The organism is Vibrio sp. 10N.239.312.D08 (assembly GCF_041466145.1).
Classification (GTDB): domain Bacteria; phylum Pseudomonadota; class Gammaproteobacteria; order Enterobacterales; family Vibrionaceae; genus Vibrio; species Vibrio crassostreae_C.
Window position 1 is genome coordinate 121,729 of sequence record NZ_JBFSSD010000001.1, and the last position, 12,213, is coordinate 133,941.

11 protein-coding genes are annotated in these 12,213 nt (G+C 43.1%); all 11 read right to left on the reverse strand.

The window, feature by feature from the left end:
• Positions 1-8: 8 nt before the first annotated feature.
• On the reverse strand, positions 9-2,654 hold the full coding sequence (locus AB6D58_RS00610) for a TraC family protein (RefSeq protein ID WP_372156077.1): 2,646 nt from the start codon (positions 2,652-2,654) through the stop codon (positions 9-11).
• A gap of 12 nt (positions 2,655-2,666) precedes the next feature.
• Complete coding sequence (locus tag AB6D58_RS00615; RefSeq protein WP_372156079.1) at positions 2,667-3,401, reverse strand: TraV family lipoprotein; 735 nt, start codon at positions 3,399-3,401, stop codon at positions 2,667-2,669.
• Positions 3,401-4,237: a hypothetical protein gene (locus AB6D58_RS00620; RefSeq protein WP_372156080.1), complete on the reverse strand. Its 837-nt coding sequence runs from the start codon at positions 4,235-4,237 to the stop codon at positions 3,401-3,403. The genes AB6D58_RS00615 and AB6D58_RS00620 overlap by 1 nt, the downstream gene beginning before the upstream one ends.
• Positions 4,237-4,818 carry a hypothetical protein gene (locus AB6D58_RS00625; protein ID WP_372156081.1) on the reverse strand — a complete coding sequence of 194 codons (582 nt, stop codon included), beginning with the start codon at positions 4,816-4,818 and terminating at the stop codon, positions 4,237-4,239. Before AB6D58_RS00625 ends, AB6D58_RS00620 begins: the two co-directional genes overlap by 1 nt.
• A 46-nt stretch (positions 4,819-4,864) precedes the next feature.
• Entirely contained in the window at positions 4,865-6,502 is a 1,638-nt protein-coding gene (locus tag AB6D58_RS00630; RefSeq protein ID WP_372156083.1) for a TraB/VirB10 family protein, read from the reverse strand.
• Positions 6,503-6,514: 12 nt separating this feature from the next.
• Positions 6,515-7,795 (reverse strand): hypothetical protein, encoded by a 1,281-nt coding sequence (locus AB6D58_RS00635; RefSeq protein WP_372156084.1) that lies wholly within the window; start codon positions 7,793-7,795, stop codon positions 6,515-6,517.
• Positions 7,796-7,815: 20 nt separating this feature from the next.
• Positions 7,816-8,562: a TraE/TraK family type IV conjugative transfer system protein gene (locus AB6D58_RS00640; protein WP_372156085.1), complete on the reverse strand. Its 747-nt coding sequence runs from the start codon at positions 8,560-8,562 to the stop codon at positions 7,816-7,818.
• 5 nt (positions 8,563-8,567) lie between these two features.
• Entirely contained in the window at positions 8,568-8,861 is a 294-nt protein-coding gene (locus tag AB6D58_RS00645; RefSeq protein ID WP_372156086.1) for a type IV conjugative transfer system protein TraL, read from the reverse strand.
• Between the two features lie 90 nt (positions 8,862-8,951).
• Complete coding sequence (locus AB6D58_RS00650; RefSeq protein WP_372156087.1) at positions 8,952-9,341, reverse strand: hypothetical protein; 390 nt, start codon at positions 9,339-9,341, stop codon at positions 8,952-8,954.
• Between the two features lie 237 nt (positions 9,342-9,578).
• Positions 9,579-10,229 (reverse strand): DUF4400 domain-containing protein, encoded by a 651-nt coding sequence (locus AB6D58_RS00655; protein WP_372156088.1) that lies wholly within the window; start codon positions 10,227-10,229, stop codon positions 9,579-9,581.
• Entirely contained in the window at positions 10,229-12,160 is a 1,932-nt protein-coding gene (traD, locus tag AB6D58_RS00660) for a conjugative transfer system coupling protein TraD (RefSeq protein WP_372156089.1), read from the reverse strand. The genes AB6D58_RS00655 and traD overlap by 1 nt, the downstream gene beginning before the upstream one ends.
• Positions 12,161-12,213: the final 53 nt, after the last annotated feature.

Here is a 12,213-nt window from a genome sequence, read left to right on the forward strand (position 1 = left end):
ATTAGTGTTTAGTGGATGGCGTTGATACGGCTTACGATATCTTGACCTTTGAGCTTCGTTTCTTTCTTCTTCTGCGAAAGCTCCGGTGTCAAACTATGTCCTTCATTTTCCAGCGTCATTTCAATTGCTTTACGTATTGAATAGCCACTTTGACGGAATTTATCAATCATACGTAGTTCGTCAGGGTCAGTGGTAAACATGAGCTGCATATAACGGGGTACATACAGACGTACTATTTGAGCGCCGGATGAGCCACGTATGAATATTTCAGAATATTCTCCTTTGCGTGTGTGTAGCGATTTTAATAGTTCAAAGTCCTGGTCTCCCCCGGAGAACTTACCAGTGGACTTAGCTTGATCTACTTGCTCAGGTTCCTGACGCAATAAAACTTTCCATTGCGAGTTAGAGATGATCGCTTCGCCAACGGAGGATTTGTAGTAATCCATTAGTGATTGGCTTATCGCGATTCCAGAGGCGTTGTATTTACGGAATCGACGCCATCCTGCTTCAAGGAACGCTTTAATGTGTTCTGAGCCGCCATCATCATCACTGAGGAATTCCCACGCCTCATCAAGTCCGAAAATCTTACGCTTCTCTTTACCCGTCAGGAACATCTCATGTTGAATTGAAGCAATACACTGAAGAAGAACTGCACGTTGTAGTACCTTTTTTGCTTTCAGTTCTTCTAGTTCGAAAACGATAAAGTGCCCTTGGAAGTCAATAGGCGGCTTATCATCAGCAAAGTAATCACCATAGTCACCGTCTTCACACCAACGTGAAAGCTGTACACCGATATCTTGGATACGCTTGTCATCATCGACATCGCACAGTGCTTTTACGTCATCGATACGTCCACTGTTACCTTTCTCATTCCATATTTGCGTAATAATGTTTGTAAGCGCGGATTTCTGGTATTGACCCAATGAAGATTCAGGAGCTGCCATGTAACTAATAAGGGAGATCAGCATGTCTGCTTGACCTTCTGACCCCCCAAAATCGTGAATAGTTTTGAATGGGTTTAGTGAGTATTGGAAGTCATCATCGAATACAACGAAACGGCCACCAGCCATCTCTACGATCTTCTCGTATGAACGACCAACATCAATTACGAACACACGGCCGCCATCATGAGTGGAGAGTGCGTGGAGTGGTCTATCAGGATCATCCGGTTCATAAAACAAACCTTTTGGATTCTTAACGCTGCCAGAGCTTAGCGTATTCGTAAACAAACCGTTAACCCAGAATGATTTACCACTACCAGATGCCGCGGCCACAGCAATATTGAAGTTACCATCCGATGTAAACGGGTCCCACATGAACAGCTGGCCTTCACGCGTAACCATTGGATAGATTGGTTTACTGAATCCATTACCTTTCCATGCAGAAACGATTGGGCATAGGTGCTTCAATACATTGCTTGGGAACGTCGAGTAACGGTTTAACTTCGAGATCAGTTCAAGGTTTTGACCGCCTGGCAATGCAGACTTAAAGAAGGGCATACAGAAGTAGTTATCTTCTTGTAGAGCCCAGCCGGTTCGCGCGCCATGTGATGCAACAAGTTGTGATACTCGTTCGCCATCTGCTTTGTCTTCACAGAACAACATAATCTGCAGGTAGGCGTTAGTGATTTGGGCGTTATATTTTTCAATCTGCTGATGGAAAGTATCGTAGTCTTCTTTTTGCCATACGATTCGCTCAACCCATTTTGCAAATACGGTAGAGGCCATATGCGACATGTAAGTACGGTTTTTCGTAAACTTGTCTTTTGCAGATAACTGGTTCGGATAATGGATATTAAGAGTCATGAAGAATGGACACTTAATACCTGATTGGCCTTTCTGCCAATCAACAACCAAGCTATAAAGCTGTCCAAACGTCATTTGACGAGGGTAGTGCTTTACTGACAGGAACTTTACGAACTTACCTTCTTTCTTCATAGTGTCGTCTTCAGTGTTTCCAAGTTCGATACCATCTTGGTGCACTTTAATTTGACGACCGTGATCAAGAATTTGGTCACGTACTAGTTTAGATGCATCATGTTCGTAAGGGCGTTGACGCCAAGATGCATTTGGTCCCCAGTTATGGATCACTTTCATTCGGTGTAGGAAATCTGCAGCATTCATTGTTCGTGGCTGCAGGTGAATTGATTCAAGGGTACTCTTTAGGGCTGTTTGTTTACGTAGGAAGGTATCAAGCTCTTTCGCATCAGGAGTCATATTCCGTAGTGGGAGTGTCATGCTTACCCAAACTTCGAAGTCTCGAATTACAACCTCTCCGCGCTCAGATAAAGGTTCCATCGTCTTATGTTGTAGAAATAAGACGTTATCCTTAGCAACACCATCGAGCAGGTCCGAAACGTCAGTATCTTTATTTCGGTGCCCACGGTTTTGCTCATACGCATTGAGCATCCAGCGAATGTCAGGTGATGCAAACATAGATATTTGCACAAACATATCAGCAGGAAAATCATTTTTGAATAGGTCTTCTAATGCGTTCTGCACTTCTTGGTTTACACCATTAAGTGGTTGACAAACGAAGGTACACATTAGTGCGCCATCGTCCATTAAAAACCCTTCAAATTCAGGAATATACGATAAATAGGGTAGGGAGTCACCCCAAAGATTTGGGTACACTTCCATTACGTTCTTAGCCATCTAATATAATCCTTAATGCTTTGTCTTGTCAGCGTATGGGTCTGGGTAAGTCAACTGAGGTTCATCTGAAGGAATGATCCCTTCGAAATTGAACTCTTGTGCTTTTGGTCGTGTTTGTACGCCCATTCCACTATTATCCGTAGGTTGATTTAGACCCGTGTTCGTTATTGAGCGAGAAGTAGCTCTGACTGATGTTGGAGTAACACGGTTTGTATTTTCATTAGCTTTGGTGCCAATAGTCCATGTTCGCTTTTCTACTTCCGCAAAGACCTGTGGTGGGAAGTTAAGACGGTCACTTTCGTCAACATATGAAGCCACGGTAACTCGGAGGATACCCGGAGCCTCACGTACCGCTAATGGGTCAGGTGACGGAAGGTGTAGTCTTTCTTCTTGAAAGCGACCATAAGCTTCAGCACGCTTCTGAGGTGAGTCAGGGACGTTTACAGCTTTGTCTAGCTGTTCATTGTTACGGTAGAGATCAGCGTTTGCACCAGCGGTTGATGTTGGGTTGTTTACTCTCGAAGGATCATTCTTCGCAGCTTCACGGCGAACTTCAGATGCAGTCATTCCTTCTAGATTCGCGTGAGTGTCAGTAGCGGCCCAAACTTCACGAGCAGTTACACATTCAACTCCGTAATGAGAATCGACTGAACACTCGGGTGGCTCTTCCCCAATTTGAAACGCAGAACAACCTCCAAGAACAGCGGTTGTAGTGATTGCCATTGTTAGTTTTGTTAGGTTTTTCATTATTTGTTCCAATCTTCGTTAGAGAAGTCTATTGAGTGACTTGGGTTTTCAGGTACTTCCGTTAGGAATGTTTCTATATCTTTCGGAATGCCGACTGTTGAATGCCCTTTACTGTTAATGAAGTAAGGGTAGTGAGTAACGTTGTACATCTTAGAAATGGCTGTACCCGCCATAATGTGCTCTCTGTTACATGTAGCATGGTAATCAAGCAATGATTCTTCATCGCCATATGTCGGAATTTCTAGGTTTAGTAGGCGCTCTTTTGCTAGGACGCGGTCTTTTGCACAAAATAGGTTGATAACCGAGAATAATTGACGCTTGCCAGTGGTTCCCATGAGCACAAGATCAATGCGATATTTCTCTTGGTTTTCCTTTACGAAACTCATCAACATCTCAGTAGCTTCAGATTTATGGACGCCAACAAGAATAGTCATATCAGCTTTGGGTTTTTCTAGTCCATAGCTGAAGATAGGAAGAGTATTTGGGTCTAACTTAGATTCATCGATAAGCCAAACTTGATTCAGTTCTTCAATAGTTGTGATTTCTTGCCCGCGAATCATGTCGAACAAGTTGTTGGCGTAGAATGCATATCGGAAGTGTGCGTCCATGATCATGAATTGGCCGGTTTTAAGTTTGACTGCGTACATGCCGCTTGTATCGGGAAGCATAGCTAGCCATTCGGCACCTTTTGCTGCTGGAGATAGAAATTCAGCCTTTTTCGTGTTTGGCTGGCTTTGTAGAGCTTTCATTAAAGGATCAAGGCCGTTTGCATTTGCGGCACCCAAAGCCAAAGTAGCTGATAGGGCGATAACAGTCTTTTTGAAATTAGTTAGCATTATTTGTCACCGTCTTGCGCGTATCTGTTTGGACTAACGTCGATGAATTCGATATTGCCTTTGCCACCAATAACGGCAGTGCTGTCTAAAATGGTGTAGCCTTTTTCGTTGTAGCTTTTTACTGTTTGGCTGAGGATTTTTGAAGCTGATTCACCTGATGGATCAATGGCTTGCCAAGCTTTAACAGTGTCATCAAAACTCATGATCACAAACTTCTGCTCTTTGGTTTCTGGCTTGTTTGCAAGTTGTGTTAATTGCTGGCTTAACCAAACGTTATCTTTCTGAAGTGAATTGATCTGGCGATATTGCCAAAGAGAAACGATAACCAATAAACATAAGGCAACATATACCCAGTTCATGGTGTCTGTTTCTTTTTTTGGTTTATCCGGGGTCTTATTAGGAGTATTGGCGTTTGATTCAACAGTCTCAGTATCTACTTTTGTTTCTACAGTATTTGTAGCGCTTGTGGAGCTGGTGGACTCAGCTGAAGTATTTGACTCAACTTTAACGTCCGTTTTTTTTTCTACTGAAACATTATCCGTTTTTGCTTCAGTATTCTTATCTTGTTCTTGAACTGACATGATAGATCCTTATAGCCTCTAGCTGGTGCTAGAGGCTGTTCTAATGTTATTTAACCGTTGTACCGGCTTTGTTGAAATCAAGCTTACTCATTGAAGTCACTAGGAAATCAACTTCTACACCAGGGTTTACTAATAGTGTTGGTTGCATCTTGTCAGCTAGAGACATGTAGTAATCAGCTAAACGCGTTAGCGCTTCACCCGCACCACCGAGAGCTGCAGAACCAGTAAGTTGAGCAAGGTCGCCACCTGATATAGCGTACACACCATCTTCGGAGTTAACTTCAAGTGAGGTTTGGCTGAAGATATCTGTAAGACCTTGTAGGAAGCCAGCCATAGCTGTTTTAGCTAGCATTTCTGTGTTACGTGAAATCAATTGTGCAGGTACGCCAGTCACACCGTCAGGACCAGTAGAGGTAGCGCGCAAGGAATCTTCCGTAGCAGTACCGTCGTCACGAATACATGTAATCGTAGATGCGCGGAATACCACTCGAATTGATTCAATAGCAGGCTTAGAAGCAGCTACGATCACACATTCAACCACTTCATCTGAAACAAAGAAGTTTGGCATGATAGCCTCTTTCTTGATTCGGAATAGGGCTGGCATTGGTTCGTTAGTGCTAGATGATCCAGTCGGAACATACATACCGTTAATTAATGTGCCAGATAATACTGAACCAGCTGTTAGCGGAACGATGTTGGCATCAAACTTTTCTTTGGCTTTGGCTTCTTGCTCTTCAATTTCTTGGCTCATTGCAGCTTGCTGACGCTTAGCGTTTAGTTCAGCTCTTTTTGCTGCAAGCTTAGCGAAGACATCTTGGTGTTGTTCATTAGAACTAGAACCATTGTTTACAGCCATTTGGCGCATTGACTCTTGATTGTTCATATCAAGTGTCTGGCCACTCGCAACACGGTAATTACCCGTTGAGTTCATAATTCGCAAGCCTGCTTGCTTATTCGAACCTTTGTTAACAGAACGGCGGGTGCCAGTAACAAACTGTGAAGTTTTTTGAGGCTTACCATCAGGACCAATAACAACGGTTGGTGTCATGTTTGCTGGAGCTGTAACATTCTCAGGCTTGGTCAGTACCATATCATTCGGTACCTTAATACCATCAATAATACCGTTTGGATCTTCACCATTGATGAGAGCGTTAACAAACTTTTGAGCTTGTTGACGACTATCAATCTCTTGCTGCTTGAGTTTCGAGTTGTTCGTTTGCTTTAGGTCCCTAAGAGTCTGACTATGAGAAAGGTGCATTTGCTCCATCTCGTCATCCTTATCTGCAAGATCTTGAGTAACTTGTTTTTCTCGCTGATTAAGATCTCGCTCACGGATTTTCATCTCCTCTTCCATTGCTTTAACGAGGTCTTGAGATTCCAAAGCATCTAGTTTATCCGCGCCTGCTTCAGAGAAAATCGACTTAGGACGTTTATGTTTTTCGTCACCTGTTAAGTCATCTACTGCAAACTCAAAGCTATTACCGCTGCTGCTAGGGCGAACGCTCGGTTCCGGTAGGTATGTTGAAAGGCCATAAGCCAACCCCACAGCTACTGCAGCTACAATAAATTTACGCTTTTTAGGATCAGCCCAGAATGAATTCTCGGCATATTCACGTTCGGCAGTTTTCGCGAGTGCTTTAGTTACGGCTTCTTTTACTTTGGTTAAAGGGCTAACAATTTTCATCTTTTTACCCCATTAATGTGTCACTGACGGACGCTTGCGAGATTGTTCTTTTAAGAACATCTGCTTGAAGTTCTTATTGCGTAATACGTAGACCTCCGTACTTTCACCAGGGCCCAAGTGCGATTTTTTGTATGTAGCTGCCGCAAACACGCCAGGCTTGATACAGTATTCATCTTCAACACTACGGTAACCATTGATGTCATTAGTTACTTTCACGATATCAATGATTTCTTTGTTTGACTCAAGCTGCATTACGGTTTCATGGTGCATTACAAGCTTTGAAGTGTCACAAGGGTATTTATCCTTTTCAGGGACAGAGAGGTTTAGACTGAAGCCTTTTGGAATATCTTCTTTAGCAACATCAACTAATAGATCAACAATTCGAGACACGTACGGATCGTTCCCTTTGTGCATTTTCGAATCGCCACGCTCTAGAGCTTTCTCAATCTCTTTCAGTTCTGCTTCAGCTGCTAGACGCTCTGATTCCGCTTTCTCATGAATAGCTTTACGCTTGTTGCGCATTTGAGAAGTCATTTTTACCTTAACTTCAGCAATAATTTGGGGAACAGGAGCCGCCAGTAAAAGAATGTTGACTTGAGATTCTGGAACGCCAGATTCACCTACCAGAATACCCACTGGCTCTTCGATGTCCGTAGGGGTTATATATAGGTCACCACCTTCAATGATCATTGGAACCGAAGTGTTAGTGGTTCTAACGTCTAACTCTTCAAAGTTGAATGATAATTTGTTCGGTTGTGCTAGGCCGATAGTGATTGTTGTTGGTTCGCCCGGTGCTAGCGTGATCTTTGGGTTAACCGCGTAGATCTCCATCGCTTTGTCTAACAGTATATTACCGGTACCAATTTGAGCATCCGATGATGCACCTTGCGGCACTTGCTGTTGTTGAGCCTGGTTAAACTTTGGGAAAGGGGCAATCTCATCACCACTCGCAACTTCTACCTGATTTGTTTGAGATACAGCTGGAGCGTATGTTACTGGACCGCCATTTTGTTCTTCAAAGTTCTTAGCAATTTGTTGTAAGCGACCTTGTTGATCCACAACTGGCATTTTTCCTGTGCGAAGCACTTCATTACCAACTGGTAGATTTGATGAAGTCGCATCTAATATGTGTGCATCTAATGCTGCGCGTTCGGCTTCACTGATTTCACGTTTAATGTTGTCGCTTTGAGCCGCAGGAGCGGTAAACATATCGGGCAAATTGGCTTCAGCTAATACGGTGCCAGAAAGCATCGCACTTGTAATAGCCAAAGCAACTAGAGTCTTATTTTGCATTGGTTTTACTACTTCTTGGATTAGTTAACGACTACATCGCTGTTTTGCGCTTCGTCAGGATTCATGTTCATACCTTCGTTCTGAATTGTCTTAGAACGGGTACGCGTGTTTGGTGAACCTGCATATTGCTGCAGATGGACAATTTTCGGAAAACCATTTTCAGCAACGATCTTTACTTCAAACGTCCAAAGTTCTGATGTTGTTTTACCTGTACGGATAGAGGTTGTTTCTTTTTCGCCAGTAACCCACACAACCTTTGTCTTTGGATCGAATGAAACGTCTGTTGCACCAAACTTCTCTTCAATCTTACGAATGTTTAGGCGCGCTAACTGTTGCTTCATTTCTTTTTGAACGACTTCCCAAGCTTGCTCTGGGATCATCTTGCGAATTACTTGAGTTGTTAACTCCATCCTTGAAGGGGATATGTTACCTATCTTCTCGGCTACAAATACGCCCCATGCAGTTTGATAAGACTCAGATACTTGGTTACCACGCATAGAAATTTCTTCAACAAAGTTTGGCGGGGTAACAATTTGAGTAATCAGTCTTTCGTTCACTTCACTTACAAGCATCACATTAGAAATGGATAAAGCTAGACAAGCGCCAGATAGAATTATGCTTGTGTTGATTGCTGTGTTGTATCGTTTCAGTTGAGGAAGACGTTCAGTTACTTTATTTCGGATTTTTTCGATTGCATTTAGACGTTCACTTTCAGAAAGGTTGGCAATGCGTTCGACTTGGCTTTCAGGTTGATTTTTATCGGTCATAATATCTACTGGTAGAATCGTCGTTGAATAGGATCGGGCAAGTATTTAGTTACCATCGTCGGGAAGACACCTTGGAACCACAAATAATGCTTTACATAGCCGGGCGGGAAGTTCTTGCCCAACTTGATCTGAATTAGGGTAAGTGCGCCACCAGCCATTAGGCCATAGTTGGTCGCATTCATAACGATGCCTATCATTCCCATCACTGCTATTGGAGCTACTTCTGTTACAGAGAAAGGACCTACCATCTTAGGTTCATTTACACGATATGGAATTTCATCCTGATTTGGAGCCAACATTATTTTCTATATCCTTTAAAAAAAGAAAGGTGATCAGAATTCCAGTGTTAGCACACCAAAAATCATGACCACCTTCTCGGGAGTTACTTACTACTTCCCAGCTGCATGCATAAGCATGTCAAGCGCAGGCATCGCGTCAAATGAAGCAACAAGGGCAGCGTCGATAAGGTCTGTGACGTTTGATAGTACAAGAAGACCACCAACACAGGCTAAGAAGTACATGCCGTTTGGAGCGATAACAGAGAAGTAGATACCACCAAGGATCATAATGATCATTAGGATACGACCACCGTTACCGGTTGCAAGGGCTTGTAGTTCGTTCCACGCAGAATCCAACGAGTCATCCAGAACTGTTGAGTTACCTGTTTGTGCTAGAGCGTATTGACACGCAAAGACCACAGCTGCAACTAACAGCATGATTAGACCGGTTTTCATAGATTGTGCAGATACTTCAAAATCAGCTTTAAGTAAGCTAGTCATGATACTTTCCTTTTTTATAATCGAGTTGAGATGCACACGAAGTTAAAAAAGTAATTTTTCCTAATACGTTATTTGCTTTGTGTGCGTTTTGCCAAAAGACGGCTGAAATCCACAAACAATAGATACAACGATAGCTGGAATAATCGATATATATATTGCCGAAACTGAATACAGTTATGGTGTGCTGTGTAATTTCTAGTGGAGATCAGCATCATTATAAAACCATCCTACGAACTATTACAACGTTTTAGTTACATGAGTGATCGTGTTTTTCGCGATGAAGGCCATAATTATCAAAACTATCGGTGGATAGAACTGCCCGAAGCCTGTTGAGAACGGCAATAACATGTAAAGGTTAAGCATAAATCCAAGGAAAAAGAATGTCCTTAGCCAGATTTGCTGTTTAACAGCCGACGCGTGCTTAAACTCATACATCTTTATCTTACGTAGCCAGTACCCCTCCATAATCACCGCCGCAACAAATGGGAAAATCGTTACACCCCAGTATTGCAATAAGCAGAGTCGAAAGAATATCTGGTAGAGCATGAGTAGTGCTTTCTCGCCAAGGCTGTCGAACGTTTTATTTAGCCAACTTGCCTCATCTGTACGAGAAATAAAATCTTCTACCTTAGAGTTGGAATCAATGGTTCTCTCTGGTACATATTGACTGGCAAGTTCGAATAAATACTTCGCTCTACTTATCACTTGGTCCGTGTTCCCTGAGCCGATTACTTCTCTTGTTTTTTCAACTTCGAGGTTCACTTGAACAATGTAGGTCTGAACATCCATCATAAAAATCACCCAACCGAAGGCGGCAATCGCAAGCGCAATCATAGCCCTGTGTTTGAGTGTATATTCCTTGCTTTCACTCTCGATACTGACTGCCATTAAGCAACCCCCGCGAGCTTTTTCATAAAGCGCTTTCTAAGTGGGTCCTTCTGCACCTTCAACTCCTCAAGTAAGATCGGTATTCGCAGTTTGTACTTCTTACCATCCTGCATCCGACAAATACATTGCAGGGTAGGCATGCTGCTTTGAGCCCCTGGAGGGAAAGCCACAACCTTCTCTTGGCCAATGTTTTCAGTAAACGTTGTTGCAGCATCTCCGATAAGAGAAGAACTACCACCAGCTCTGTCGCCACGAGCATACGACATAGTTTGTACGTTAACTTCATCAAAGTTAGAAGCGATAAACTCTTTCGTCTTAATATCCGCCACCCTTAGGGCGAACATATTAGAAGCAAGACCAAGCACCCGGTTCGCGGTCGCCGAATCAGTCTTAGCCTCAAGGTCATTGGCGGTTTGTGTACTTAGGAACACTTCGAAATTAGCCCCTCGACCGACCGCCATAAGGTCAATCAGCTTCTCATTTAGCGCTGCATGGGCTTCATCTACAAATAGAGATACTCGACGCCCTTTACCACCATCTTGCGAGTAACGACGAGATGCAACGGAAGATATTGAAGAGAGGATCAGCTTCGCGATATTACCTGAAAGTTTCGAGTCACCCATTGAGTTAAGGCTGATGTATAGACAGCCGCCACCAGAAAGCATTTCTTCAAGGTTTAGTACCTTACCGTCAATAGATTCTGATAATTCGTCGCTTAGGCGAGGGGATAGCAGCTTATCTAAAGGTGAAGCTGTTAATTGGTCAAACAGTGGGTCGGTAGAAGCCAGCATTTTTGAACGGTGCGATTTATCGTGGTTTACGAAATCCACAATAAGGTTAACGGCGGTAACACGTTTAACTGACGGTACTTTCTGCTCGTTCAGGTAGTATTCAATCATCGCTAGTAGTGAACCATCTTCACCACCATTCTCTGACTTCATGTTTGAGCGCTTCTTAGCAAAGATCTGTTCACCGCCGAAGAAGTCAGTAAAGAACTTACTTAGGCATCGTTCGGCCAAGTCATTGTAGTCGTAACGTAGATACTGGGATACGGTTGTGATTTGTGCCGGAATAGATACGTAGTGCATTGCCTGTACGATCTGGTTAATACACTTCCACGCGAAGTCTTTAAACGAATCACTGTCATCAGCTGCAGTAGACTTAGTTACGTCCATAATACGGGACGCGATATCAGTTACTTTCTCATAGTCCTTAAGAACATCGATACGCACTGAATCCGTAGCATTGGATGTAGAGAAGTCATAGAAAGGAACGCCCATGATTTCACATTCGTTCTTCATTCGCTGTCGCCAATCGGCATCTGGCTTAGGATCGACAATGATATTGAAGTTTTGGCGGTTAAGGGTACCTGTAGAAAGCATATTAAGCAGAGTTGTCTTACCGGTACCAGGTAACCCTAGAATGATCGTATGACCATAGAATGCACTGGCCATGATGTCGATCTCTTTCTCTTCACCAATGCCGTGAATATAAGGTTTACCACCTAAGATTTGAGTATCTTCCAGAGCCCCTTTTTCAAATATCTTAGGGAGATGGATGTCACTTAAGTCAGAGCTCATGGAATTCAGTCGCTCATACAAAGCTGCGTGCTCCGGCCCCCACTCAAAGCCTTTACCCAAAAATACACGTTCTGGATTTTCAACGTTGAACCTTCTTAGTTCTGCAAGTGACTTCTTCCAGAAGTAGTTATTTTTAAGCCTTTGCTTCTGTCTAATACGAGGCATCGATTTAGAAGTATATTTAGCCGCTAATCCTAAAGCTACTGCTGACAAGGCATAAGGTGCAAGACCTATACCGTTAGACATAGCGATTGTTGCAATGCTCGCCGCGCCGTATGACGAACCAATATAGAACTCAAATTCCGGACGGAAGAGATCTTTAGTGTCTCCCACTCCCCGTAAGTGCTGCATAGAGTATTCCTGCTTTTTCTATTAATAAAGTATTGGCCCCCAATTGGGAGCCA

Excerpts from the sequence above, each read along its gene's own strand:
- AB6D58_RS00610 (WP_372156077.1), bottom strand. The coding sequence starts at position 2,654 with ATGGCTAAGAACGTAATGGAAGTGTACCCAAATCTTTGGGGTGACTCC.
- AB6D58_RS00615 (WP_372156079.1), bottom strand. The coding sequence starts at position 3,401 with ATGAAAAACCTAACAAAACTAACAATGGCAATCACTACAACCGCTGTT.
- AB6D58_RS00620 (WP_372156080.1), bottom strand. The coding sequence starts at position 4,237 with ATGCTAACTAATTTCAAAAAGACTGTTATCGCCCTATCAGCTACTTTG.
- AB6D58_RS00625 (WP_372156081.1), bottom strand. The coding sequence starts at position 4,818 with ATGTCAGTTCAAGAACAAGATAAGAATACTGAAGCAAAAACGGATAAT.
- AB6D58_RS00630 (WP_372156083.1), bottom strand. The coding sequence starts at position 6,502 with ATGAAAATTGTTAGCCCTTTAACCAAAGTAAAAGAAGCCGTAACTAAA.
- AB6D58_RS00635 (WP_372156084.1), bottom strand. The coding sequence starts at position 7,795 with ATGCAAAATAAGACTCTAGTTGCTTTGGCTATTACAAGTGCGATGCTT.
- AB6D58_RS00640 (WP_372156085.1), bottom strand. The coding sequence starts at position 8,562 with ATGACCGATAAAAATCAACCTGAAAGCCAAGTCGAACGCATTGCCAAC.
- AB6D58_RS00645 (WP_372156086.1), bottom strand. The coding sequence starts at position 8,861 with ATGTTGGCTCCAAATCAGGATGAAATTCCATATCGTGTAAATGAACCT.
- AB6D58_RS00650 (WP_372156087.1), bottom strand. The coding sequence starts at position 9,341 with ATGACTAGCTTACTTAAAGCTGATTTTGAAGTATCTGCACAATCTATG.
- AB6D58_RS00655 (WP_372156088.1), bottom strand. The coding sequence starts at position 10,229 with ATGGCAGTCAGTATCGAGAGTGAAAGCAAGGAATATACACTCAAACAC.
- traD (WP_372156089.1), bottom strand. The coding sequence starts at position 12,160 with ATGCAGCACTTACGGGGAGTGGGAGACACTAAAGATCTCTTCCGTCCG.